This is a genomic window from Streptomyces sp. NPDC020597 (assembly GCF_044335095.1).
GTDB lineage: Bacteria > Actinomycetota > Actinomycetes > Streptomycetales > Streptomycetaceae > Streptomyces.
The window spans coordinates 1-22,712 of record NZ_JBIRUL010000054.1; the positions used below are offsets into that span (position 1 = coordinate 1).

Below are 22,712 nucleotides of genomic sequence, written 5' to 3' on the forward strand. Positions count from 1 at the left end.
GACCGCCGCGTACGGCCACTTCGGCCGCGAGCTGCCCGACTTCACGTGGGAGCGCACCGACCGCGTGGACGCGCTGCGCAAGGCCGCCGGCCTGTGAGGCGGTGACAGGGGGAAGGGCCTGCGGACACCGTCGGAACCGGTTTCCGCAGGCCCTTCGCCATGCGGACCCGGCCTCCCTCTCCCCCCGTGGGGCGGTTGGGGACGGGAGCCGCGATCAGAGGCCGCCAGGACCGTCTTCAGCGCCGCGCAGACGCTCGGCCCACCGGGGGCTGCGCAGCGCGTCGGCTGCTTCGCGGGGAACGCTCAGGTGGACATCGCGGCTGTGGTCGTCGTCGGGAGTGGGCGTGACGAGTGCCGTCCACGGGATGGGGCTTGCCGGGAACTCGAACCAGAACGGCCGTCCGGCGCCGAACTCCAGCGTGTACACGGGCAACCTGCCGGAGTCGTTCAGGGCCACCGTGCCCTCGAAGGCGTCCAGTGACATACGGCTGAGGACACGGGCCGAGCGCCCGGCCTGCCGCTGGGCCTCCAGGAACGCGGCCTCCTGACGCACCCGGTCGGGCGTGACACGGTCCACGGCGGCGCGTACCGCGGAGACGGTGTGGGCGAGGGGCTCTTCGCGCAGCTCACGGGCCGGCAGCACGGCCGTGGTGTTGGACACCGCATTGCCCCCGTAGCCGTGCGGAAGACGGTCCTTCAACACGGTCCGCAGCCCGACCACGATTCCCAGGCGCTCCTCGGCCCCGGGTTCCCGGTCGCGGAGCGCGCCGAGGACCCGCCACACGTGTGCTCCCAGCGCGACCGCGCTGGACGTGGGAGGCAGATCGGCGTCCTGTCCGGCGCGGGCTGCCGCGCGCAGCCCGAGGACCTCTGCCGCGGTCAGTCGGACCGTGACGGTACGGACCTTCCATGCGCGGGAGTTGACCCTCCAGATGAACCCGAACTTCTGCCGTCCGGTGACGACCTGGTACTGCGGGTCGTCCGGTGCGGGACGCGCCTCGCCGGCCAGGCCGTCCAGCAGCGACCGGTCGTACGGCGCCGCGGAAGCGTCCTGTCCGGCATGCGTGCGCGCCCAGTGGCGCAGGAAGTCGAGGTAGCCGCCGCCGTCGACGACGCTGTGGTTGACGGCGACGCCGAGCACGGAGCCGCCTCCTCGCATGTGGGTGACCTTGACCGTGAGCAGCGGTGTGTCGTGCCCGACGACGCGGAAGGCGTTGACGGAGTGGATGTACCGGCGCAGGTCCTGTTTGGCGGAGCGGTCCGGCCCGTAGTCCGGCATCGCCTGGTCGGAGCGGGCGACGGCGAACACCGCGCCGGCGTCGTTGCACACCACGCTGAGGCCGCCGTCCGCGTCGCGTTCGAGGCGTCCCGTGAGCAGCGGATGGTGCGCCAGCGTGCGGCGCAGGGAGTCGATCAGGGCGTCTGAGTCCAGGGTCTGCCGGTAGAAGAAGGTGCGCGGTGTGGCGAAGGTCCCGTTCAGCAGGTCGTGGACGCCGAGCCGGACCCGCTCGCCGGACGTCCCTCCCCCGCGCAGGACGACGATCTGCCCGGGCTTGCCCGGCGGGCGGCCGTGCTTCATGGGTGCGTCTCCAGGGAGGGGCGGAAGGCCCACGCGGGCCTGGCTGTTCACAGTGCCGGGTCCGCGACGATGAAATCCCTAGACCTCATGCTCTTGGTGGATCCCTAGAATCGTCCGGCGTGCCTGGCCTGCGGGCGGGCGCGCGTGCTGGTCTGGGGTTCCCCCGATCGAACGATACGGGCGTGGGGACTCGCTTCGACTGCGAGCCGGCGAGCAGGTCTCGTCCCCACCGGCACACACAGGAGGCCATCAGCCGTGGGGAACGACAAGACCGAGATTCTCGACCTGGTGCGGGAGTACCACCGCTCCACCCTCTCGTCGGGGTTCGTGCCGGGCATCACGCCGGTGCTGGCGTCCGGTGCGGTGCTCAGCGAGGACGACCGGGTCGCGCTGGTGGAAGCGGCACTCGACATGCGCATCGCGGCCGGGGTCAGCTCGCGCAGGCTGGAACGTGCGCTGGCGAAGTACTTCGGGCTCCGCAAGGCGCATCTGACCAACTCCGGCTCGTCGGCCAATCTGCTGGCCCTCAGCAGCCTCACCTCGCCGCAGCTGGGCGAGGACCGGCTGAAGCGCGGCGACGAGGTGATCACGGTGGCCGCCGGGTTCCCCACGACGGTCAATCCCATCCTGCAGAACGGCATGGTGCCGGTCTTCGTCGACGTCGAGCTGGGCACCTACAACGCCTCACTGGAGCGGGTGGAGGCGGCCATCGGTCCGCGCACCCGCGCGATCATGATGGCCCATGCGCTGGGCAATCCCTTCCAGGTGCGGGAGATCGCCCAACTCGCCGAGGACCGCGGCCTGTTCCTCATCGAGGACAACTGCGACGCTCTGGGCAGCACCTACGAGGGACAGCTCACCGGAACCTTCGGCGACCTGGCGACCGAGAGCTTCTATCCCGCCCACCACATCACGATGGGCGAGGGCGGCTGCGTGCTGACGGACAACCTCGCCCTGGCGCGGATCGTGGAGTCGATGCGCGACTGGGGCCGCGACTGCTGGTGCGAGCCGGGTGAGGACAACCGCTGCTTCAAGCGTTTCGAGCACCAGATGGGTTCGCTGCCGGAGGGCTACGACCACAAGTACATCTTCTCCCACGTGGGTTACAACCTGAAGTCGACGGACGTCTCCGCGGCGCTCGGGCTCCAGCAGCTCAGCCGCATCGACGAGTTCGGCAAGGCCCGGCGGCACAACTGGGCCCGGCTGCGGGAGGGTCTGGACGGGCTGCCGCACCTGCTGCTTCCCGAGGCCACGCCGGGCAGCGACCCGAGCTGGTTCGGCTTCGCCATCACCGTGCAGCCGGGCGCGCCGTTCCAGCCCGGCGCTCTGATCGACCACCTGGAGTCCAGCATGGTCGCCACCCGCCGCTTCTTCGCGGGCAACCTGACCCGCCACCCGGCTTACGAGGGACAGGAGTTCCGGGTCAGCGGCCCGCTCACCAACAGCGACATCACCACCGAGCGGACGTTCTGGATCGGTGTGTACCCGGGCCTGACCGACGAGATGATCGACCACAGCATCAACACGGTGCTCGAGTACGTGACCCTGCCGCACTGACCCGCGACACGTCCACGGGGTGGGTCCCGGCGCCGGAGGCCGCCGGGACCCACCCCGTTCCGTGTGCCGACGGACCGCTCAGCCGCGCGCGGGCGTCGCCGGAACCCGCGCCGCCCACGTCTGAAGCAGGTCGGCGGCACGGGCGGCGCCCCCTGCCGTGCGGACGGCCTCCCGCATCGAGGCGAGGGCCGCGGGTGCGCCGGGATCGGCGAGCAGCTCCTCCACCGTGCCGGCGAGACGCCCGGCGGTCAGACCGGCCCGGGACAGCGCCCGGCCGACCCCGCGCTCCTCCAAACGCTGCGCGCTCAGCGCCAGTTCATGGGCGCGGGGAAGGGCCACCACGGGCGTGCCGTAGAGCAGGGACTCCATGATGCTGCCCATGCCCGCGTGGCACACGAACACGTCGGCGTGCGGCAGCACCGCGGGGTGCGGCAGCCAGGGGTGCGCCTCGACATGCGCCGGCAGCGACCCGAGGAGCCCGGGGTCGCTGTCGCGGCCGAGCGTCATGACGACATGCCACTCGGTCGGCGAAAACGCCTCGGCGCACAGACGGAAGAAGTCGCCGCGGTCCCCCGACTCCGTGCCCAACGACACCAGTGCGACGCGGCGCCCGTCGTCCGGCGGCGACCAGAGGCCGGGTTCGGGCTCGGTGAAGACGGGGCCCACGAAGGCGAACCGGTCGTCGAAGGCGTCCCCCTCGATCTGGAAGGCCCGCGGCAGGAAGACCAGGTTCCTGGTGTCCCACTCGGTGCCGTACCGGCCCATCTCGTCCAGTCCGATGCCGTGTTCGCCCATGAAGCCGATGAGCACCCTGGCGCCCTCGGCCATCAGCGGATGCCCGGGATCCCACATCTGGGCGCGCAGGGAGAAGGTCTCGTTGGCGGCGTGACTGGGGCAGACCTGGACCGGCACGGCCCCCAGGACACGCGCGGCCACGCGGCCGGCGGCGACCGTCTCGAAGTCGTAGAGCACCACGTCGGGCGGATCGGCTGTCAGGGCCTCCAGCGCGACGGGGAAGACGGTGCGCACGGTGTCGACGAGCAGGTCGTAACCGTCACGGGCGAGCCGGTCCGGGCTGGGGTCGGCGGCACGGTAGAAGTCGCCGCGCCCGGAGACGTAGGTGACGGCGCGGGCGCCGCAGTCCTCCACGACCGGGCCGAACCGCTCGTCGACGACGTAGGTGACGCGGTGGCCGCGGGCGAGGAGTTCACGGGCCACTCCCAGCGTGGGCGCGATGTGGCCGAAGTCGGCGAACAGCAGCAGGGCGTAGTGGCGGGCGGGCGTGGGGGCGCCGGGCGTCATCGGCTCTCCGAAAAGGTGTCTGGCGGCCCGGGGACGGGCCGAGGGGGTGGTTCAGCGGGCATCCGCCCGGAGCGCCTCGTAGTACGCCAGGCAGTCCTCGTACCGGGCCAGGAGTCCGGTGTCCCGGGCCTCGGCCACGGAGATCGCCGCCGAGTCCTTCACCGACATCAGGGGGGTCTCCGACAGGCTCCAGGGCAGGGCGAGATCGGGGTCGAAGGGGTCGACGTCCACTTGTGTCCCGGGCACGAACCCGGTGGAACACAGATACGACACACAGGTGTCGTCGGTGAGGGCGAGGAACCCGTGCATCAGCCCTTCGGCGACGAACAGCGTCTCGCCCGACTCGGCGGACAGCCAGTTCGTCTCGTACACCCCCCACGTGGGGGAGCCGACCCGCAGATCCACGACGATGTCGAGGACGGTGCCGCGCACCACGCACACCACCTTGGCCTGCCCGGGCGAGAGGAGCGTGCCGTGCAGTCCGCGCAGGGTGCTGCGGCGCGACACGGAGTAGTTCACCTGAGCCACGGGCACCGGACGGCCGATCTCGTCGGCCAGCCGGTCGCACCGGAACGACTCGTAGAAACTGCCGCGTTCGTCACGGAAGTGATGCGGCGTGATGTGGTAGGCGTCCGGTACGGCCATCTCTCGAACCTTCATGGTGGCCCCACCGTAGGACGTCGGGATCGAGGACCGATCGAGAACGGGCCACGGACGGCTCGGGTCGACACAGCCTGGAGTGATCCTCGATCAAGGGCTGCTTGAGTGGTGTCGTCAGACCCGCGACCGAGCGGGGCAGCGACGGTGACCGGGCGTGCAGCGCGCGGGCCCGGGAGGAGAGACGGCAATGCCGGAGGTCGGTGCGCTGGGGCGGCCAGGCGGTGCGGACGGGAGGTCGGGCCGCGTGCTGCTCCTCGGGGCGACCGGATTCGTCGGCCGTCATGTGGGAACCGCCCTGGAGCGGGCCGGCTACGAGGTTCTCGCCGTCGCCCGTCACCCCCGCAAGACTCCGGCGTCCTGGCGTTTCCATCCCATGGACCTGGCCGACGCCGGGACCCGGGCGCTGGTCGAGCTGATCGACGAGGCGCGCCCCGAGGCCGTGGTGAACGCCGCCGGGGAAGTGTGGTCGCCCACCGCCGACCGGATGCACCACAGCAACCAGCTGCTCGTGGAGCGGCTCCTCGCGGCGCTGGCCGACGCCGGACCCCGGCCGCGGCTGGTCCAGCTGGGCTCGGTGCACGAGTACAGCCCGCAGCCCCGAGGGGTGTGGCTCACGGAGTCCTCGCCGGAGGTGCCGGCCACCGGCTACGGGCGGTCGAAGCTGCACGGCACGCGTGCGGTGCAGCAGGCCGTCGCGACCGGCGCGGCGGACGCGGTGGTGCTGCGGCTGTCGAACGTCATCGGCGCCGGCACTCCGCGGGGGAGTCTGCTCGGGCAGGTGGCCGCGCAACTGCTCGAGGGAACAGCCGGGGGACGCACGGCCGAGGTGCGGGTGTCGCCGCTGCGCAGCAGCCGTGACTTCGTCGACGCCCAGGACGTGTCCCGGGCCGTCGTCGCGGCGCTGCGCTCCCCCGGCGCCGCCGGGCGCGTGGTGAACATCGCGAGCGGCGCCTCGCAGCCCGTCCGGGACATGGTGGACCTGCTGATCTCCATCAGCGGCCGCTCGGCCCGGCTCGTGGAGCGTCCCGTCACGCAGTCGCGGTCGCTGACCGACGCCGACTGGATGGCCGTGGAGGTGTCGGCCGCGCGCACCGTCCTCGGCTGGCAGCCGCACCGCACGCCCCGCGACATGGTGCAGGACCTGTGGCGTGCCGCGGCGGAGCAGCGGGACGGCTCGGCCGGCACGTGAGGAACCGGCGAGCGTCCGCGTCAGCCGGGCAGCAGGTCCAGATCGGCCGTGCTGACCTGGTCGGTCAGCACGTGCTGGCGCAGACGCTGCAGGCCGGGTGAGGGATCCAGGCCCAGCTCGTCCCGCAGTTGGGCGCTCAGCCGTCGGTAGACGTCGAGCGCCTCGCTCCGCCTGCCGCACCGTTCCAGGGCGATGATGAGTGAGCCCTGGAACCACTCGTGCAGCGGGTGCGCGCAGGCGAGTTCCTTCAACTCGCCGACGAGATCACGGTGTCGGCCCAGGTGCAGGCCGGCGGTGATGCGCAACTCCTCGGCCTGGAGGTGGAGTTCGTTCAGACGCAGGGCGTGCCCGTGCAGCGCCGGTCCCGGCGCGACGTCCGCGAACGGCGGCCCGCCCCACAGCAGCAGGGCCCGGTCGAGCAGCACGACGGCGCCGGCCGGGTCGCCTTCTGCGAGTGCCGTCCGGGCCTGGCCGGTGAGCCGTGCGAACGCGTCCGCGTCACATGCGTCCGGCCGGACCCGCAGCAGGTATCCGTGGGCGTGGGTGACGAGCGGTCCGCTGTCGGCCGGCCCGGGGTCCTCGCCGCCGTGCAGCGCCTTGCGCAGCTGGTAGGCGTACGTCTGCACGGTGGCGGTGGCGCTGCGCGGCGGGCGCCCGGCCCACAGCTCGGACGTCAGCGCTGCCAGCGGGACGACCGTGTCGTGCCGGGCGAGCAGCAGGGCCAGCACCTGGCGCACCTTCGGCGCCGTCGGGGTGACGTCCCGGCCGTCGGCCGTGACCCGCAGCGGACCGAGGGTGCGCCAGGTCAGCACGCCGCGGCCCCCGTGGCCTGGGCGGGGCGGACGGCCCGGCCCCAGACGCCGGGGTTGTCCCGGTACCAGGCGACGGTTTCCGCGAGTCCCTCGGCGAAGTCCGTCTGCGGCTTGTAGCCGAGCTCTTCATGGGCCTTGCGCCAGTCCACGGAGTAGCGGCGGTCGTGACCTTTGCGGTCGGTGACGTACTCCACGCTGTCCCAGTCCGCACCGCAGGCCTCCAGGAGGAGTCCGGTCAGACCGCGGTTGTCGAGTTCGGTGCCGCCCCCGATGTTGTAGACCTCGCCGGCACGGCCCCCGGTGCGGACCAGCTCGACGGCACGGATGTGGTCGTCGACGTGCAGCCAGTCGCGCACGTTCAGGCCGTCGCCGTAGAGCGGGACCTTCTGCCCCGCGAGCAGGCGGGTGACGAACAGGGGGATGATCTTCTCGGGGTACTGGTGGTGTCCGTAGTTGTTCGAGCACCGGGTCACCCGCACGTCCAGGCCGTGGGAACGGTGGTAGGCGAGGGCGATCAGGTCACTGGACGCCTTGGAGGCGGCGTACGGCGAGTTGGGGTGCAGCGGCTGCTCCTCGGAGCAGGAGCCCGCGGCGATGGAGCCGTAGACCTCGTCGGTGGAGATGTGCACGAACCGGCCGACGCCGTTGCGCAGGGCGGCGTCCAGCAGGGTCTGGGTGCCCAGGACGTTGGAGCGCACGAACTCGGTGGCGCTGGCCAGGGAGCGGTCCACGTGGGACTCGGCGGCGAAGTGCACCACCTGGTCGTGCTCGGCCATCAGCCGGTCCGCCAGGCCGGCGTCGCAGATGTCGCCGACGACGAGCCGGTAGCGGTCGGAGTCCGCCACCGGGTCGAGGTTGGCCAGGTTGGCCGCGTAGGTGAAGGCGTCGAGGACGGTGACGGTGACGTCCTCGGAGCCGAGGGGGCCGAGCAGGGTCCGGACGTAATGGGAGCCGATGAAGCCGGCACCGCCGGTCACCAGGATGCGCGTCTGACTCATCTGGGTGCGGCGCGTCACCGGGGAGTGCCGGGCGGGCGCCGTCCTCCTTCCTCGTGGGTGTGCGTGCGGTCGCGCGGACGTTCAGCGGGCCGCGGCGAGACGTTCGAGTTCCGGGACGATGGCGTGCGGGGTGGGCATGGCGGCGGACTCGTCGCGCAGTCGGCGGGCGGCGACGGCGTGTGAGGGGTCCTCCAGGAGACGCCGGGTGAGGTCCGTGACCCGGTCGGGGTCGGCGTCGGTGTGGTGCAGGAAGAAGCCGGCGCCGGCGTCCTCCAGGGACCGTCCGCGGAGTTCCTGGTCGGCGACGAGGGTGGACATCGCGAGCTGCGGCACCGCGTTGACGAGGGCGGTGGAGAACGAGCCCCAGCCGCCGTGGTGGACGACGGCGGAGCACGTCGGCAGCAGCGTGCTGAGCGCCACTTCGCTGACGGCCAGGACGCCTGCGGGCAGGTCGTCCAGTTGCTCGGCCTGTTCGGGCACGAGGGCCGCGACGATCTCGGCGTCCAGCCGCGACAGGGCGCGCAGCAGGTTCTCGACGTCGACGTAGTCCCCGCCGTAGGCCTCGGTGTTGGTGCGGCCCAGAGTGACGCAGACGCGGGGCCGTTTGGGCTCCTCGCGCAGCCATTCCCACTTCACCGCGGGGCCGTTGTGGGGCACGTACCGCATCGAGAGCTGGTGCAGTTCGCTCGGCGGGCGCAGGCTCGGCGGCAGGGTGTCGAGGGTGAACTGCCCGTTGAGCAGCTCCTCGTCGCACCGCACCCCGTAGGCGCTTCCGCGTTCGTCGATCCAGTCGGCCAGCGGGTCGACGCGCTGGTCCTCGGACACGTCCCGGGCCAGCTCGACGAACGTGGCGCGGGCCTGGCCGTAGACGTCCGCGGACCACAGCAGGCGCGCGTGCGCGGCGCCGCAGGCTCGCGCGGCGATACCGCCCGCGTAGGCGATCGGGTCGTGCACCACGAGATCGGGCCGCCAGTCCCGGGCGAGTGCGACGAGGTCGTCGAGGATCGGGTCGTTGTAGCGGGCGAACCCGTACGGGACGCTGACGGCGTACCGCTCGACCAGGCTCGCGTGGTCGACGTCGCCGTATCCGAGGCGGCTCCAGTTCGCCACGTCCGCGTCCTGCGACTCACGGGCCATGGCCATGTCGTGGTGGAGGTGGTGGTCGGCGCCGATCGGCGCTGCCACCAGTCCGGTGCCGGTCACCGTCTCGTTCAGCGACGGTGCGTTGGCCATCAGCACCTCGTGCCCGGCGGCCGTCAGTGCCCAGGCCAGCGGCACCATCGTGAAGACGTGCGACTTCTCCGGCAGGCCGGCGAACAGGACGCGCATGGGTTCCTCTCCTCCTCGGTTCAGTGCGGGTGGGCCCGGGGCGGCGCTCAGGCCGTCCGCTCCCGGCCTTCCGTCACGGAGATGGCGCTCATCGGGCAGGACTCGGCCGCCTCCCGCACGGCGGAGGCCTGTGCGGCTGCGGGTCGGTCGACCAGCAGCAGGGCGGATCCGTCGTCGCCCTGGTCGAAGACCTCGGGGGCGATGAACGCGCACTGGCCGGCGCCGATGCACCTGCCGTGATCGATCGCGATGTCCATGCGGGCCTCCTGCGCGCTCGCCGATCCGATGGGTTGCCTGGGCGAGCCCATCTTGCGGTGCGGTGCGGGGGATCGACCGGGCACGGACCGCTGTCTGGGGTTTCCTCCAGAGATTCGGCCGTGGCGGAGGACGCGCGAGCCAGGAGGCACGCGGCCGTGACGGCCGGTACGCGGTGAATCCCTAGACTGCGCGGCCGGCTCTGGCCGGGCACGCCACCGCCGTGCTGGAGTGACCGGGCGATCGGGCAGCAGCGCCGACGAGCGTACGAGGCCCGCGCGACCGTCGTACGACTTCTGTGAAAGGGGAATCCGGGTGGCGCAGCAAGGCACCTCGGACGTGCTCGATTCGACACCCGGGGCCGGGTTCCGGCTCGAACGCCCGCCGACCGTCGACCCCGACGGCGGCGTCGCGTTGCTTGCCTGGGCGGCGCGGATGCGCGAGGAGCAGCCGGTGTGGCGGGACGGCAGCGGCCATGTGCACGTGTTCCGCCACGCGGACGTGCAGCGGATCCTCGCCGACACGACGACGTTCTCCTCGGACACGGTGGGCCGGCTGTCGGGCGGTGAGAAGCAGGCCCCGCGGGGCACGCTGCTGCTCCTGGACCCGCCGCTGCACGGCAAGATGCGCCGTCTGGTCAGCCGGGCGTTCACTCCGGGCCTGATCACCGGCCTCGAGCCGTGGATCACCGAGCTGACCGGGCAACTGCTGGACGCCGCCCCCGAGGGCGCCTTCGATCTCGTGGACGTCCTGGCCAACCCGCTGCCGGTGACGGTCATCGCGCGCATGCTGGGCGTCCCGACCGAGGACCGCGACAGGTTCCAGGACTGGGCGGACCAACTGCTGTCCACCGATCCGGACGACCCCGAGAGCGTGCGCCGGATGGAGGAGACCGCGGTCGCCATCTCCGCCTATCTCCAGGGCTTCATCGAGGCCCGGCGCAAGGAGCCGAGCGGCGACCTGCTGAGCACCCTGGTCGGGGCCGAGCTCGACGGCGAGCGGCTGGAGGACGAGGACATCGCGAGTTTCGCGACGCTGCTGCTCCTCGCCGGGCACATCACCACGTCGGTCCTCGTCGGCAACGCTCTGCTGTGCCTGGACCGCGATCCGGAGCTGCTGGAACGGGTGCGTGCGGACCGTTCGCTGATCCCGGCGGTGATCGAGGAGACGCTGCGGCTGCGCCCGCCGTTCACCCGGATCGAGCGGGTCACCACGACCGCGACCGCCGTCGCCGGGACGGAGGTCGGACCCGACACCCTCGTCCACCTCTGGCTGCTGTCCGCCAACCGCGACGAAGAGGTCTTCGAGGACGCGGACGCCTTCCGCCCGGACCGCTCCAACTCCCGGCAGGCGGCGTTCGGGCACGGCATCCACTACTGCATCGGGGCGCCGCTGGCCCGGCTCGAGGGGCGGATCGCCCTCGACGCCCTGCTGGACAGATACGCCCGCATCGGCGTCGATCCGGCGGTGCGGCTGAGCTGGCACGGGACCAACGTCTTCGGCGCCCGGCACCTGCCCCTGCGGGTGCTCCGGGCGTGAGCGGCGGCCCACGTCCCTCCCCCAAGTCCCCCAGTCCCGGCCTCTCTCACGACGGAGCGACCCCATGAAGACCAGGCCCGACCCGCCCGTGATCCCCTCGGAACGGGGCAGGTGCCCGTTCGACCCGCCCGCCGAGTACGCGCGGCTGCGCGCCGAACAGCCGGTCAGCCCGGTCACCTTCGAGGTGGCGCCGAAGGACACCTCGGGCTGGCTGGTGACCCGGCACGACCTGGTCCGGCAGATCCTCGCCGACGACCGCTTCAGTCACCGCAACGAACTGCTGGCGCACGTGGTGGCGCCGCCGTTCCCGATGACCGAGTACGCGCCGCAGCCCTCGCCGCCCGGCTCGTTCGCGAAGATGGACGCCCCCGACCACACCAAGTACCGGCGGCTGCTGGCGGGTCACTTCACGCTGCGGCGCATTCAGCAATACGAGCCGCAGCTGACCCGCATCGTGGACGGGGCGCTGGCGGAGATGGCCGCCGAAGGCTCCCCCGTCGACCTGGTCACCGGCTTCGCGGAGAAGGTCAGCCTGCGCTCGGTGTGCTCGTTGATGGACGTCTCCGCGGAACTGATGGACGGCATCCAGGAGCACTTCTCGGCGCTGATGACGCTCACGTACACGCTGGAGGAGTTCATCCACCACGTGGAGTCGATGGACGGGCTCATCCGGCCGATGGTGCGAGAGCGCACGGCGGAGCGCGGTGAGGACTTCTTCGGCCGGCTGGCGGCGACCGGCGAGCTGACCGAGGACGAACTGGTCAACCTCGCCGTCCTCACCCTGGGCGGCTCGCTCGACACCACGCCGAACATGCTCGCCCTCAGTGTCTTCGCCCTGCTGGAGAACCCGGACCAGCTGGCCCTGCTGCGGGAACGCCCGGAGTTGTACGAGGCCGGTGCGGTGGACGAGCTGCTGCGGTACCTGACGATCTCCCAGATGGGTTCCAGCCGGTGCGCGCTGGAGGACGTGGAGATCGGCGACACCCTGATCAAGGCGGGTCAGACGGTGGTCCTGTCGCTGCCCGCCGCCAACCGCGACCCCGAGGTCTTCACCGACCCCGATCGGCTCGACGTCACCCGTGTGCCGCGCAAGCACCTCGCGCTGGGCTTCGGCGCACACCAGTGCCTGGGTCAGCATCTGGCACGGGCCAGTCTGCGCATCGGACTGCGCGCCCTGTTCGAGCGCTTCCCCTCGCTGCGGCTTGCGGCGCCGGCCGGTGAGGTGCCGCTGCGCGACCGGGCCGTGCACTACGGCGTGGACCGACTGCTGGTGTCCTGGAGCTGATGGCCGTGGCACGGAGGAAGTCCGCGCACCGCGCGGCGGGGAAGGGCCTGCCCGTGTTCCGCACCGCTGTCGACAGCCGTGTGGAGCGGGTGCACACCGTGCGGGCCGGTGCAGCCGACGGCGCGCGGATCCGGCTGACCGGCTACGACCTGCTGACCGGTCCGTGGTACACGCCGCTGACGTTCTTCTACCGCGACACCCTCGACGGCGCGGCGCTGCGCGATTCGCTGGCGCGCACGCTGCGCCGCTTCCCCCTGCTGGCGGGGCGTCTGGAGCGGGACGCGGACGGCGGACTGAGTGTGCTCTGCAACGACGCGGGCGTGCGGTTCACCGAGGCGTACTGCCCCGAGCCGATGCGCGAGTACGGTCACGACCTGCGCGCCGAGCCGGTCATCGGGAAGCTGCTGCGCGAAGTGAGCGCCTTCGGCGTGGTGGGCCGGGACACGCCGTTGCTGAAGATACGGCTGACCCGGATGGAGGGCGGCGGGTCCGTTCTCGGCGTGCTCGTCAACCACAGCCTCGCGGACGGCGGCAGCACGCTCGCGTTCCTGGAGAGCTGGTCGCGCGAGCACCTCGGGGTCCCGTGGGAGGAGCCCAGCCACGACCGCGCGGTGCTGGACGCGCTCGGCCGGCCGTCCACGGACTCCGCCACCCTGGCGGCGCGGGCGTTCGTGGGCGTGGGCCGGGTCCGGCATCTGACGACGACGCTGCGTGTCGGCGTCAACAAGCTCGCGACCGTCACGACCCGGTTCGACGCGGCGGAACTGGCCGCGCTCAAGGCCGAGGCGCAGCGGACCCTGCCCGGACCGGACGCGTGGGTGTCGACGAACGACGCGCTCACCGCGCACCTTTGGCAGGTGCTGAGCGAGCTGCGGGGCCGTCCGGCCGACGCCGTGGAGTGGCTCGGGCTGATCGTCGGCGCACAGAGCCGGCTGGGCGACGCACTGCCGTCCTCGTACTGGGGCAACTGCGTCAGCAACAGCTGGACCTCGCTGGGCGCCGCCCGGCTGCGCGAGTCACCGCTGGGAGCCGTGGCGAGAGACGTGCGGCTCTGCCTGGAGAGCAACACCGAGGACAAGATCCGCGACGAGATAGCGTTCCTCGGCGCCTACCGGCGCAAGGGCGTGTCCCGGCACGTGATGTCGGTGCGGGCCCCCGACGTGTCGACGGCGTCCCTGTCGGTCAACAACTGGTCGCAGTTCCCGCTGTACCGGATCGACCTCGGCGCCGGACGCCCCTTCTGGTACGAGTTCCCCGACCTTCCGGTTCCGACGGTGCACATCGCGCCCACGCCCGAGGAGGACGCCGGACGGGACGTGTACCTGTGCCTGCCCGAGGCCGAAGCCGCCGCGGCGGACACCCCGCCGTGGCGGGAACGGCTGCACAGCCGCAGCGGGACGTCCGTCGGATCATGACGCCGGCCGGACGCGCGCCGTCATGGCACCTGACCCGGCCGAGGCCCCAAACGGGTTCAGACGGGAAGGACGGGATGAAGGCGCAGCTAGGGGAAAAGAGTGATCCGGGCTCTCCACCGGCCCGGTGTGAGCGAAGATGGCTCATCGGGAGGGGTTCCACGTGTCAATGCCGGTCTTCACGGCCGGTCCTGCGGGGCGTGGGCACAGGTCCCGGTCGCCACCGGCGCTCCGGGAGAGAGGTACTGGGTGGATGACCGCTGTGCACGGGAGCGTTCCCTGCGAACGGCAGCTGAGGGGGCCGGGCCCGGAGCCGGTGGAGCGTGAGTGCGAACTCGCCCTCCTCGTCGAGCTCACGCGGCGCACCGCGGCCGGCGACCCCGCTCTGGTCATGCTCGAAGGCCCGGACGGCATCGGCAAGACGACTCTGCTGCGCGCTCTGATCGCCGAGGCACGGGCCGAGGATCTGCGTGTGGTCCACACCACGGCCGGGCATGAGGGTGAGCGGCTGCCCCTGAGCACCGCCCACACCCTGCTGGCCGGCCTCGACGCGGGCGTGGGCGGGATGTCCCCGGCCGCGTGGCCGCATGCACCCGACGCCTCCGGAACGAGCGCGCGGTCGCGGCGACTTGCCTGCTATGACGTCGACGGCGCGAACCCGTCCTTCGGCGCACTCGCCCAACTGCACGAGGTGGTCCGGTCGGCTGCGGCGCAGAGCCCCCTGGTGATCGTCGTGGACGACGCGGAGGAGGCCGACGCCGCGTCGCTGCGCTTCCTCGCGCACACCGCGCGCCGCCTGGCGGGGCTGCCGGTGCTGCTGGCGCTCGCCCGCCGCGGCGGCGCCGACGAGCCGGCTCTCAACGACGTGGCAGCCCTGCCCCAGTGCCGGCTGGTGCGACCACGCCCCCTGACGAGTGAGGGAATCGGTCTGCTGGCACTGCGGCTGCTCGGCTCGGAGACCGACGCGGCCTTCCAGGAGTCGTGTCTCGCGGCCACCAACGGCAACCCCCTGCTGGCGACGCGGCTCCTGAAGGCGCTGCGCGAGGAGCGGTTGCCGCTCACCGCGGACCATGTCGCCTCCGTGCCCGGACAGGACATCCACGCGTTCCGCCTGCGCGCGGCGGGTCTGCTGCACCGGCACCCCGCGGTCACCGTCCAGGCCGCCAGGGCCCTGGCCGTGCTCGGGGACAGGGTCACGCCGGAGAACGGCGCCCGCCTCGCGCTGCTGGACAGTCCCGTCTTCGCCCGCTCCCTGCTCGCCCTCGTCTCCAACGGCCTCGTCACGTCGAACAGCGACGGAAGCTGGTCCTTCTCCCACGCCCTGCTGCGGAACGCCGTCCTGGGCGACATGTCCGACGAGGAGCGCGACGCGTTACACGGCCGCGCGGCGCGGTTGCTGCACGACGAGGGGGCGAGGTCCTCGGACGTGGCCGAGCACCTGTGCCACGCGCCGTCCACGGCGCTTCAGCCCTGGGCCGCCGCCGTCCTGCGCGACGCCGCCCGTGAGGCCGTTCTGCACGCCTCACCGGTCCGAGCGGTGGAGCTGCTGCGCGCGTGCGTGCCCGAGGGCGCCGAGGAAACGGCCGACCCGTGCCTGCTCTTCGAACTCGGCGTGGCGGAGATGAGGGTCGACGCCGGGGCCAGCGTCCGTCACCTGACGTCCGCGCTGGACAGGGCGACCGAGCCACGACTGCGACTCGAGGCCCTCGGCGCACTGGCCGAGGCGCTCACCCGCCAGGGCCAGGTGACGCGCGCGGCAGGCCTCCTGGCACGATGCCGTTCCGAAGCGGCCTTGACCGCTTCGGGTTCGACCGATCCTCAACTGGTGGAGGCGCAGCTGCTCATCGCGGCCTCCACCAACCGGGCCGCCTTCACCGAACTGCTCGAGACCGTCTCGTTCGACCTCTCCCTGCCCGGCGACACTCCCGAGCAACGCGCCCTGCTCGCCACTCGGGCCGTCATCTCGGCGTCCCGCATGGACCGCGTCGCCGAAGCCGTCGCGGCCGCCCGCACCGTCGTCCGCCGCAGCACGGCGACCGCCGACGCCGCGGCCTACCTCGGCGCCGCCGCGTCGGCACTGCTGTACGCGGACCTGCCGCACGAGGCCGAAGCGGTCTACCAGAGGCTGGTCATAGGCGCCGACGCCCTGCTCGGCCCGACCTATCGGAACCTGCTCGCCCTCAGCGCGGACGCGCACCAGCGACTCGGAGCCCTCGAGCAGGCATCGAGTGCCAGCGCCGCGGCCCTCGCGGGCACGAACGTCGCACGGGCCACCCCGTTCGAGGCCCTGGCGCTCGCCGTGCGCCTTCACACGCTGCTCGACCAGGGCGATCTGGCTCAGGCCGTCCTGCTGGAGGCGGAGATACCCGACCCCGTCCAGGACGGCTCCTGGCAGTGGAACGAGGTGGTGGGCGCCCGCGGCCGCCTGCATCTGGCCAAGGACGGCCCCACGCGGGCCCTGGCCCATTTCGAGGAGTGCGCCCGCCGGCAGGCGGGTTGGCAGCGGACCAGTCCGGCCGTCTCGCCGTGGTGGTACTGGGCAGGACGCACCCATCTCGCCCTGGGCGACCGCGCCTCGGCCGTGGCGCTGGCGGAGAGGGCCGTCTCCGATGCCCGGTCCGCGGGCCTGCCGTGCGCGCTGGGTTCGGGACTCGAACTGTGGGCGGCGACGATGAGCGACGACCAGCGGCCGGCCCTCCTTGAGGAGGCCGAGGAGGTCCTCATGGGGACCCGGGCGGCCCTGTGGCTCGCCCGGGTCCGGGTCGCCCGGGGCCAGGCGCTCCAGCGGCTCGGGTACCAGAAGGCCGCCCGTGAGGTGCTGCGTCAGGGCTGGGAGGAGGCGTACGGCGTCGGTTCCCTGCCCCTCCACACGGTCGCGCACCGTGCGCTGCTCGCCACGGGCGCACGACCGCGTCGTCCCGTGTCCCGAGGACCGGGCGCGCTCACGCAGAGCGAGTCGCAGGTCGCCCGACTCGCGGCCGACGGAAAGTCGAACGCATACATCGCCGAGACGCTGTTCGTCACGCGTCGCACCGTGGAAGTCCACCTGACCTCGGTCTATCGCAAGCTGGGCCTGACGGGGCGGCGAGAGCTGCGGGACTCGCTGGCGTCGCACGGCTTCCGCGACGTCGATCACGGAAAGTGACGATCCCTTCACCGGACCGCTTCCGGCGGGACCCGAGTCCCCGTCGACCGTCACCGGCTTTCGTTTCGCATGGCGCAACGAACCGATTTGACGTTCATTCAGGAGAGCGCCTCGCAACGGGGCGCTGAGACTCCCCTTTCCCGCCTACCCGCCACAAGGCGAGGGAGGCGGGCCGCGCAGGCATTTCCTGCAATGGCCTGCGCACCCGCACGGCCCGCCCGCCGAAGTTCGCAGACGCAATTCCTCACCGGCCCGGCGCGCCTCCCACCTGGCACGCCGTGCCGTGACGGACGTAAACGACCGGCTCGCGATACCACCCGCCCTTGCCCGGCCGAACTTTGCCCGTTCATTTACCGGGCGACACTTCCGTTTGCCATCTGCGCCCCCTTGCTGGCGTACCCCTCGCTGTGATCTGCTGAAGCTCAAAGGCGCAAGGGCCATACGTGAACTTTCGGCACGTCTTCTGTATGGGTGACTCCATGGATTCTCCGCACACTGCCCCTCCGGCTCGCACAGCCGCCTTTACCGCGCACCGCCCTCCTGAGCCGACGGACTCTCCCGGTCCGGGCCACCGTTAGCACTCGTCGGCCCGGCACGGCGCGTCTCGCGCGCCGACCGAGACACGTCCGCCCGGGGGTCACCGCCGATCCGCCGGGTCCCGGACGGCACAGCGACCACCCAGTTCCGCCGATCAAGGCGGCATGTGCGCGCACAAGGGAGTACCAGCACGGTGTTGTTAGAACGTGAGTCCGCCCTCGCACAGGCCACCGCGGCCCTGTGCCGCACGGAGGGTGGACAGGGCTCGCTGCTCGTCGTGCGGGGCCCCCTCGGGGTGGGCCGGTCGACGTTCCTGGAGTCCGTTGCCGCCATCAGTCGAGACCAGGGCTTCGTGCTGCTCAGAGCCCAGGCGTCCGCTGCCGAGGAGCGGTTCCGACTCGGCGTGGTGGGGCAGTTGATGGACTCGTTGCGCGGGATCGCCGTCCCCGACGACATGGCCCGCCGGCTCCGACAGTCGAACGTCCTCCCGCGCGAGAGCGCATCGGGCGCGGCCCCTGCGGACGGCGCGCTCTCGGCGGCCCCCTGGTGGTCCGAGCTCAGCCCGCAGCAGGCGCCGAACTGGCTGGCGGCCCTGCTGAACTCCATTTCCGAAGCCCGGCCCACGGTGCTCATGGTGGACGACCTGCACTTGGCGGACACCGGGTCCTTACAGGCCCTCTCGCTCGCGGTGGCGCAACGCGCGCGACGACGGGTCCTCTTCGTGTTCTCCGTTCTTCCCGGTGATGTACGCGTCAGACGGCCGCACGTGCGCGATCTGCTCGCCCCCGGGGAGTGCGCTGCGGAGCCGAACGCCGTCGGGGCCCTGCGGTCCCGGCACGAGACGGCGGACCAGACCCTGGAACTGTCGACGCTCGGCCTCGACAGCGTGCGGCTGCTCGTGGAGAAGACCCTCGGCGACGCGCCGGACGCGGCGTTCGTGGAAACCGTGGCGGTGCGCTCCGGCGGGAACCCGCTGCTGCTGCAGGCGGTGCTGGACGAGGCCCAGTACCTGAGGCTGCGTCCGACAGCGACGGACGCAGCCGTCGCCGCGACCCTTCGGCCGGAACTGCTGCGCCGGCGTCTCGACTCCTACCTGCGGTCCCAGCCGGACCACGTACGGCGCTCCGCCTACGCGCTCGCCCTGCTCGGCGCCGCCGCGGACGAGCACTTCGTGGCCCGCCTCGCCGAACTCGACGAAGGGGGAGGGGCGCAGGCCGTGGAAGTGCTGCGGCACGCCGGTCTCGTGGACCAGCGCGCGTGCCGGCTCACCTCGGGGACGGTCCTGCGGGACCTGGTGGAAGAGAACATGCCCGCGGAGGAGCGCACCGCCATGCGCGGAGTGACGGCCGAACTGCTGCACCGTACCGGGCATCCGGCCGAGCTCGCCGCGGAGCAGCTGATGGCGGTGATATCGCTGCGTGGCCCGGAAGCGGTGCAGATCCTGCTCACCGCCGCGGACAGCGCGCTGCGCCGCGGTTCGCCCCGGGACTCGGCACGCTATCTGCGCCGCGCCCTCCTCGACTCCTCGCTCTCCGGGCAGGACAGAGCGAGACTGCTCGTCGACCTCGCCACCGCCGAGCGCAGTTTCGCGACGGCCGCCGCACTGCGGCACGCCATGGAGGCCGCGCCGCTCCTCGAATCCGTACACGAGCGGGCCGACGCGATGCTGCGGCTGGGGCCCCTCCAGATGGACCCGCCCTCCCTGCGCATCAACGTCATCAGAGCCGCCATCAGCGACGAACTGCGTCACGGGGTCACCGAGGACTGGGTGGAGCGCGAGCTGGTGCTGCGCCTGGAGGCACGCGAGCACATCCTGTCGGCGCAGGATCCCACGCACATCCGACGGGCGCTGCGACGCTTCCGCGACCTCGGCCCTTCCCCCCGCCTGGCCACCAAGGGCGAAAGGGAACTGCTCACGTCGCTGATGCACATCGCGTTCGTCGCCAACGCCGTTCCCGCGGAGCAACTGGCCAGGTCGTGCACCCAGGTGCTGGAGCAGGAGGCGCCCACACCGGAGCATGTGCACACCACCGCGCCGTTTGCCGTGAACATCCTCGCCGGTGCGGAGCAGACGGCGGGTGCGGCCAGCTGGCTGCGTGAGGCGAACCGCCTCGCCCACCGCCGCGGCGGTGACGTGGAACAAGCCGTCATCCGCTGCGAACAGGCACTGATCGCCCTGGCCGACGGACACCGGGCCTACGCCCGGGACAAGATCGTCCAGGCCGAGGCCCTCGCGGGCCCCGAGACCGGCGGGCTGCCCACCGTCTGTGCCGCCGTCCTCGCCATCGTCGCGATGCACACCCACAAGCCGGAGCTTGCGGAACAGTTGCTCACCCAGCACCGGCTGCACGCCGAGAACCAGTATCTGACGGCGCTCCTGCACATGGCGCGGGGCACACTCGCGGCGCGCCGTGACGAACCCCGCACCGCACTGGGCCACTACCGGACCGCGGGCCGGCACATCGAGCAGATCGGCTGGGAGAACCCGGCAGTCCTGCCGTGGTCGTCGTGCGCCGCCCTCATGCACCACCGCCTGGGCGAACACGAAGAAGCCGTGAACGCCGCGCAGTCGGAGGTGAACAGGGCCCGCGTCTGGGGGTCGCCCACACCGCTGGGGCGTTCCCTGGTCGTCCTCGGCCGGGTGACATCCGGACGACGGGGCTCCGAGCTGCTCGAGGAGGCCGTCACGGCCCTGGAGGAGGGCAACAACGGATACGAGCTGCTCCGCGGCCTGTACGCGCTGGCGACTCATCCCGACACACAGCGGAACCGAAGATCGACCGCCCTGGGGCGGGCGCACGGTCTGGCCCACGAGCACGACGTTCCCGAACTGGCCAAGAAAATCTGCACCAAGCTGACCGAGGGGACGCGGAAATCCAAAAACCCCGGCAGTCGGCTGACCCCTTCCGAACGCAGAGTCGCCCGTCTCGCGTCCACAGGCCTCAGCAATGCAGAGATCGCAAATCAATTGGGCACGTCGTCACGCATGGTGGAGAAACACCTGACGAACTCCTATCGGAAACTCGGTATATCCGGGCGTCCGGAACTGGCGAAGGCACTCAGCAGGGCGGACGCCGAGCAGTCACCCTGACTCGGGCACCGACCGGGCCGCCACACAGCAAACTTTGCACACTGATCCGATCCGTCGCGCGGGCACCCGCAGCAGCGCTCGGCGCACCACGGGTCCGGCACCGCCATCGATTGCCCTGAGCAGTCAACCCCTTCTAACGCGCGGCGAGTTGCCATACGGCTGCCGGAGGGGCCGACCCGGGGCGTCCGAACCACCGAACCACCGAACCACAGTGTTTTAAGGCCACGCAAAGGTTTGCTTGACCCGCTCCATGCCAGATTCCTAGGCTCAAGGAACAGTTGATCAGAGGCAGGCAGGAAGGATCACCGCTCGATCTCCGACCTGTGCAAGCAGCACTGCTTCCGATCAAGATCTGCCTCCGGGCAGTAGATCCCCCACAAGAGTGCAGAAAGACGGTGCGTCGCAGTGACCACGCGAACAGCAGGCCCTTGGCCCGACAGAGACTGGGCGGCCACCCCGCACACGCCTTCGCCCGCGCACAGAGCTCAACCCGATCACCGCCCACGCACGGAGACCAGCCGTCGCCTCTACACGGCGCACATCGACACCGGCATGCACATCGTGGCAGCGGAGCCGGATTTCTCCCGCCAGTTCGGCAGCACCTCCGCCGACATCTGCGGACGAAGTCTGTACGAGCTGCTGCACCCCAGCTCCCCTTCCGTGCTCGACCGGCACTTCAACCGACTGTCACAAGGGCGCTGCAACCGCTTCGCCGAGCGTGTGGTCGGCCTGGGGGACGAGGGCCGGGCCTTCTCCGGCGAGCTCACGGGCATCGCCGTACAGAACACCACGGGACTCATGGCCGGCATCGTCGTACAGGTGAGGCCGGACAAGGAGGCCCCTTCCTCAGGCCCTGACGAAGGGGTGCTCAACCCCCGTGAACGGCTTCTCAGCAAGCTCGACGCACAGGTCCTCGAGGGTGTCGCCAGCGGGTCCTCCACCGTGCAACTCGCTGCTCGGCTCTACCTCAGCCGACAGGGCGTCGAATATCACGTCGGCCTCATGCTGCGGAAGCTCAAGGCGCCGAACAGGGCCGCTCTCGTGGCACGCGCCCACTCCATGGGCATGCTGACCGTCGGACAGTGGCCCCCGCGGGTCCTGCCGGAATTCATCAAGTAGCGACGCCCGCACGGCGGTTCCGTCCCCCGCCGCTCGTCCTCACCGCCTGCCGCACCGGCCACAAGCCTCGTGCCAGGCCTGGTGGGCACGTCCTCCTCCCAGCGGCCGTACCGTTCGATCCGGTACGGCCGCCGACTCATGTCGGGCGTCAACACGCCGACCTGGTGCAGCAGTTGCCGGAGGACGAGGCGGGGCCGGCCTCCGGCGGCCGATACCGGCGGCTACTGCTCCAGCTCGCGGCTGATGAGGTCGAACAGTTCCTCGTCGCTGGCCCCGTCCAGCCGGTCGCCGAGCGACGGGCCGTGAACGTCGGGGCCCGCTCCGAGGAGTTCGATCTCGCTCAACAGGGTCCGGAGCCGGGCGCCGAGCAACGAGCGGGCGTCCTGATCGGGATCCGCCTTCATGATGCGCGCGACACCCGCTTCCAGGTCCGCCAGCATGGTCGCCATCGTCCCGCTCTCCCCGGACAGTTCGGCGTCGAGGTGCTGTGCGAGGGCGGCCGGGGTGGGATGGTCGAACACCAGGGTCGCGGGCAGCGCCAGGCCGGTGTCCTTGATCAGGGCGTTGCGCAGTTCCACGGCGGTCAGGGAGTCGAACCCCATGTCGCGGAACGCCCGGTCCGCGGCCATCACGGTCGTGTCGTCGTGGCCGAGGGCCCTGCCCGCGGCCCGCCGTACGTGCTCGAGGAGGGCATCGGCGCGCCCTTGGGGCGACAGTGCGGCGACGCGCTCGGCCAAGGCCGTCAGGGTGGCGCCGGCGGAGGAGGAGTCGGACGGCGCCTCGAGCGCCGCCAGGATCCCGGCCGCCTGGGGCAGGGTGGTGAGCAGGGGGCTGGGACGGCGGCTGGTGAACGCCGGAACGAAACGCTCCCACTCCACATCAGCCACCACCACCGAACCCCCG

General features: G+C 71.7%; 16 protein-coding genes. 8 read left to right on the forward strand and 8 right to left on the reverse strand.

Annotated elements, in window-relative coordinates:
- Positions 1–214: 214 nt before the first annotated feature.
- Entirely contained in the window at positions 215–1,579 is a 1,365-nt protein-coding gene (locus ACH4ZA_RS39120) for an acyltransferase (RefSeq protein WP_398433782.1), read from the reverse strand.
- A gap of 255 nt (positions 1,580–1,834) precedes the next feature.
- On the opposite strand from ACH4ZA_RS39120, the gene rfbH reads away from it, so the two are divergent.
- Positions 1,835–3,136, forward strand: a complete 1,302-nt coding sequence (gene rfbH / locus ACH4ZA_RS39125) for a lipopolysaccharide biosynthesis protein RfbH (RefSeq protein ID WP_398433783.1) — start codon at positions 1,835–1,837, stop codon at positions 3,134–3,136.
- A 78-nt stretch (positions 3,137–3,214) separates the two neighbouring features.
- On the opposite strand, the gene ACH4ZA_RS39130 is transcribed toward rfbH, so the two are convergent.
- Together ACH4ZA_RS39130 and ACH4ZA_RS39135 are read right to left on the reverse strand one after the other, a co-directional pair.
- The gene (locus ACH4ZA_RS39130) at positions 3,215–4,438 is read right to left on the reverse strand and encodes a macrolide family glycosyltransferase (protein ID WP_398433784.1); all 1,224 of its coding nucleotides are present in this window, start codon (positions 4,436–4,438) and stop codon (positions 3,215–3,217) included.
- A 51-nt stretch (positions 4,439–4,489) separates the two neighbouring features.
- The gene (locus tag ACH4ZA_RS39135) at positions 4,490–5,098 is read right to left on the reverse strand and encodes a dTDP-4-dehydrorhamnose 3,5-epimerase family protein (RefSeq protein ID WP_398433785.1); all 609 of its coding nucleotides are present in this window, start codon (positions 5,096–5,098) and stop codon (positions 4,490–4,492) included.
- 187 nt (positions 5,099–5,285) lie between these two features.
- Between ACH4ZA_RS39135 and ACH4ZA_RS39140 the strand changes: the two genes are divergently transcribed.
- A complete protein-coding gene (locus ACH4ZA_RS39140; RefSeq protein WP_398433786.1) occupies positions 5,286–6,287 on the forward strand; it encodes an NAD-dependent epimerase/dehydratase family protein in 1,002 nt (333 codons plus the stop codon).
- 20 nt (positions 6,288–6,307) lie between these two features.
- Here the strand turns inward: ACH4ZA_RS39140 and ACH4ZA_RS39145 are convergent, their stop codons facing one another.
- The 4 genes from ACH4ZA_RS39145 to ACH4ZA_RS39160 form a co-directional block, all read right to left on the reverse strand.
- Positions 6,308–7,099, reverse strand: coding sequence for a BTAD domain-containing putative transcriptional regulator (locus ACH4ZA_RS39145; protein ID WP_398433787.1), 792 nt, complete (start codon positions 7,097–7,099; stop codon positions 6,308–6,310).
- Positions 7,093–8,097 carry a dTDP-glucose 4,6-dehydratase gene (gene rfbB / locus ACH4ZA_RS39150; RefSeq protein ID WP_398433788.1) on the reverse strand — a complete coding sequence of 335 codons (1,005 nt, stop codon included), beginning with the start codon at positions 8,095–8,097 and terminating at the stop codon, positions 7,093–7,095. The genes ACH4ZA_RS39145 and rfbB overlap by 7 nt, the downstream gene beginning before the upstream one ends.
- 81 nt (positions 8,098–8,178) lie before the next feature.
- Entirely contained in the window at positions 8,179–9,426 is a 1,248-nt protein-coding gene (locus ACH4ZA_RS39155) for an activator-dependent family glycosyltransferase (protein ID WP_398433789.1), read from the reverse strand.
- Positions 9,427–9,473: 47 nt separating this feature from the next.
- Positions 9,474–9,683, reverse strand: coding sequence for a ferredoxin (locus ACH4ZA_RS39160; RefSeq protein WP_398433790.1), 210 nt, complete (start codon positions 9,681–9,683; stop codon positions 9,474–9,476).
- A 313-nt stretch (positions 9,684–9,996) separates the two neighbouring features.
- Here ACH4ZA_RS39160 and ACH4ZA_RS39165 point away from each other — a divergent pair, with 313 nt between their 5' ends.
- From ACH4ZA_RS39165 to ACH4ZA_RS39190, 6 genes are all read left to right on the forward strand, one after another.
- Positions 9,997–11,220 (forward strand): cytochrome P450, encoded by a 1,224-nt coding sequence (locus ACH4ZA_RS39165; RefSeq protein WP_398433791.1) that lies wholly within the window; start codon positions 9,997–9,999, stop codon positions 11,218–11,220.
- A 64-nt stretch (positions 11,221–11,284) separates the two neighbouring features.
- The gene (locus ACH4ZA_RS39170; RefSeq protein ID WP_398433792.1) at positions 11,285–12,505 is read left to right on the forward strand and encodes a cytochrome P450; all 1,221 of its coding nucleotides are present in this window, start codon (positions 11,285–11,287) and stop codon (positions 12,503–12,505) included.
- On the forward strand, positions 12,505–13,920 hold the full coding sequence (locus tag ACH4ZA_RS39175) for an acyltransferase (protein ID WP_398433793.1): 1,416 nt from the start codon (positions 12,505–12,507) through the stop codon (positions 13,918–13,920). Before ACH4ZA_RS39170 ends, ACH4ZA_RS39175 begins: the two co-directional genes overlap by 1 nt.
- Before the next feature lie 250 nt (positions 13,921–14,170).
- Positions 14,171–17,062 (forward strand): ATP-binding protein, encoded by a 2,892-nt coding sequence (locus tag ACH4ZA_RS39180; protein ID WP_398433794.1) that lies wholly within the window; start codon positions 14,171–14,173, stop codon positions 17,060–17,062.
- Positions 17,063–17,792: 730 nt separating this feature from the next.
- A complete protein-coding gene (locus ACH4ZA_RS39185; protein ID WP_398433795.1) occupies positions 17,793–20,690 on the forward strand; it encodes an AAA family ATPase in 2,898 nt (965 codons plus the stop codon).
- Positions 20,691–21,242: 552 nt separating this feature from the next.
- Positions 21,243–21,809, forward strand: coding sequence for a LuxR C-terminal-related transcriptional regulator (locus ACH4ZA_RS39190; RefSeq protein ID WP_351687836.1), 567 nt, complete (start codon positions 21,243–21,245; stop codon positions 21,807–21,809).
- 221 nt (positions 21,810–22,030) lie between these two features.
- Here ACH4ZA_RS39190 and ACH4ZA_RS39195 read toward each other — a convergent pair.
- The coding region (locus ACH4ZA_RS39195; protein WP_398433796.1) for a phosphopantetheine-binding protein at positions 22,031–22,712 on the reverse strand (682 nt) is incomplete at its 5' end.